Origin of the sequence: Streptomyces sp. NPDC059900, assembly GCF_050270335.1 — a bacterium.
In the GTDB taxonomy this organism is placed as follows: Bacteria; Actinomycetota; Actinomycetes; order Streptomycetales; family Streptomycetaceae; genus Streptomyces.
Window position 1 is genome coordinate 1 of record NZ_JBNNJZ010000854.1, and the last position, 2,604, is coordinate 2,604.

The window sequence follows — 2,604 nt, forward strand, 5'->3', positions numbered from 1 at the left end:
GTCCGGGACGTCATCGACGTACTCAAGGACACCCACGGCCTGGCACACCTGGGTGCGTCGAATCTGGTCATGGCGCTGGTCGAGGCTGGGCGGAGCCGCCTGGTCGCCGAGGGGCCAGAGGGCAGCTTCGTGCCGGGCACCAAGTTCACCCGGATCGACGAGCGGTATCCGATGAGCGACGCCGTGCGCACGCTCTCGCCGCGCTTCATCGAGACCGCGGCGGAGTTCGCCGCCTCCTACCCGGATCTGTGGCCGCACATCGACGAGCTGGGCATCTCGTCGGCCGCGTACCTCCCGCTGATCGCGCAGGCCAAGCCGATCGGCGTACTCGGCCTGCTCTACCAGGAGAAGACCGGCTTCACCGAGGAGGAGCGCAACGTCCTGGTCGCGCTGAGCAGCGGCATCGCGCAGAGCCTCCAGCGCGCCATGTTCTACGAGCAGGAGAAGGACCTCGCCCAGGGCCTCCAGCAGGCGATGCTGCCCCGCAGCATCCCCGGAGTGCCCGGCGCCGACATCGCGGTCCGCTACCGCTCGGCGGCGCTCGGGCGGGACATCGGCGGCGACTGGTACGACGTGATCCCGCTGCCCGGCGGCCGCGTCGGGGCGGTCATCGGTGACGTGCAGGGCCATGACACGCACGCGGCGGCCGTCATGGGCCAGCTGCGCATCGTGCTGCGCGCCTACGCCGCCGAGGGGCACACGCCCGCCACCGTCATGGCGCGTGCCTCGGGGTTCCTGCACGAGCTGGACACCGACCGTTTCGCGACCTGCCTCTACGCCGAGGCCGATCTGTCGACCGGTGTGGTCCAGGTGGTGCGGGCCGGCCACATCGACCCGCTCCTGCAGCAGACCGACGGGAGCTGTCGCCCGGTGCCGGTCGACGGAGGGCTCCCGCTGGGTCTCTCCGCCGAATTCGGCCGGCAGGAGTATCCCGTCACCACTTTCGAGCTCGACGCGGGCCAGACCCTGCTGCTCTTCACCGACGGCCTCATCGAGGAGCCGGGCGCCGACCTGGGCGACGGGATGCGGGCCCTGGGCGAGCTGGCCCGCTCGGGGCCGCGCGACCTCCAGGAGCTCGCCGACCGGCTCTGCTCGATCGTCGACGAGCGGGGCGGCGAGGACGACGCGGCACTGCTGCTCCTGCGCCGCCGCCCGGACGACGCACCGCTGTCCGGCGGCCGCCTCCAGCAGCACGTCGGCCCCGGCGACCCGGAGGCCCTTGCCGAGGCCCGGCACATGATCCGCGCAGCCGTGCGCGCCTGGGGAGCCGGCGACGGTGCCGACGAGGTCGAGCTGGTGGCGGACGAGGTGATCACCAACGCCCTGATGCACACCGACGGCGCGGCGATCGTGACCCTGCGGGTCATCAGCGGCACCGACCGGCGCCTTCGCATCGAGGTCGAGGACTCCTCCAGCGCGCTGCCGCGCCGCAGGGAGGCGGGGGAAGCAGGCGTGTCGGGGCGCGGGTTGCTGCTCGTGGACATGCTCGCGGACGAGTGGGGGGTCGAGTCGCGGGGCAGCGGCAAGTGCGTGTGGTGCGAGTTCGTCGTGCCCGCGCGCGACGGCCAGGGGCAGAGTGAGCGGACGGCGCTGCCGGAACAAGGTCAGGAGTGAGCGGATGCCGGAACTCCCCGAGGTCGAGGCGCTGCGCGCGTTCCTCGCCGACCACCTCGTCGGTCATGACATCGTCCGGGTGCTGCCCATGGCGATCAGCGTCCTGAAGACGTACGACCCGCCGGTCGACGCGCTCGAAGGACGTACGGTCACGGCCGTGGCACGCCACGGCAAGTTCCTCGATCTCGACGCGGACGGCCTGCACCTGGTCACCCATCTCGCCCGCGCCGGCTGGCTGCAGTGGAAGGACCGGCTGCCGGACGGACCGCCGCGGCCCGGCAAGGGCCCTCTCGCACTGCGGGTCGCCCTGGAGACGGGTGAAGGCTTCGACCTGACGGAGGCGGGCACGCAAAAACGCCTGGCGGTGTACGTGACCGATGCCCCGGACCGGATCCCCGGCATCGCCCGCCTGGGCCCCGACCCGCTGGTCCCGGAATTCGACGAGGCGCGCTTCGCCGCCCTGCTTGCGGGTGAACGCCGCCAGATCAAGGGCGCGTTGCGGGACCAGAGCCTGATCGCGGGCATCGGCAACGCGTACAGCGACGAGATTTTGCACGCGGCCCGCATGTCCCCCTTCAAGCTCACGTCGAGCCTGACGGAGGAGGAGATCCACGGGCTCTACGCGGCGCTGCGGTCCACGCTGGGCGATGCGGTGGAGCGCTCGCGGGGCGTCGCGGCGGGCCGGCTCAAGGCGGAGAAGAAGAGCGGCCTGCGGGTGCACGGCCGCGCCGGCGAGCCGTGCCCCGTGTGCGGTGACACCGTGCGCGAGGTCTCCTTCAGCGACTCCTCGCTGCAGTACTGCCCCACCTGCCAGACGGGCGGGAAGCTCCTGGCGGACCGGAGGATGTCGCGCCTGCTGAAGTAGCCGTGCGCGAGGGCCGGTTCAGGGGCGGGGCAGGGTCAGCAGGTGTTGCCCGTCCGTCGTGCGCACCTCGTAGCGGGCGATGTCCTCGCGGGGCAGGGCCGCGCCGCCCTGGGTCGACAGGCCGT

Annotated in this window: 2 protein-coding genes; both read left to right on the top strand. The window is 72.4% G+C overall.

The features are described from left to right. A partial coding sequence (locus ACQKIP_RS44925; RefSeq protein WP_427745638.1) for an ATP-binding SpoIIE family protein phosphatase occupies positions 1-1,614 on the top strand: 1,614 nt, incomplete at its 5' end. Positions 1,615-1,618: 4 nt separating this feature from the next. Then, positions 1,619-2,479, top strand: a complete 861-nt coding sequence (locus ACQKIP_RS44930; protein WP_365865115.1) for an Fpg/Nei family DNA glycosylase — start codon at positions 1,619-1,621, stop codon at positions 2,477-2,479. Positions 2,480-2,604: the final 125 nt, after the last annotated feature.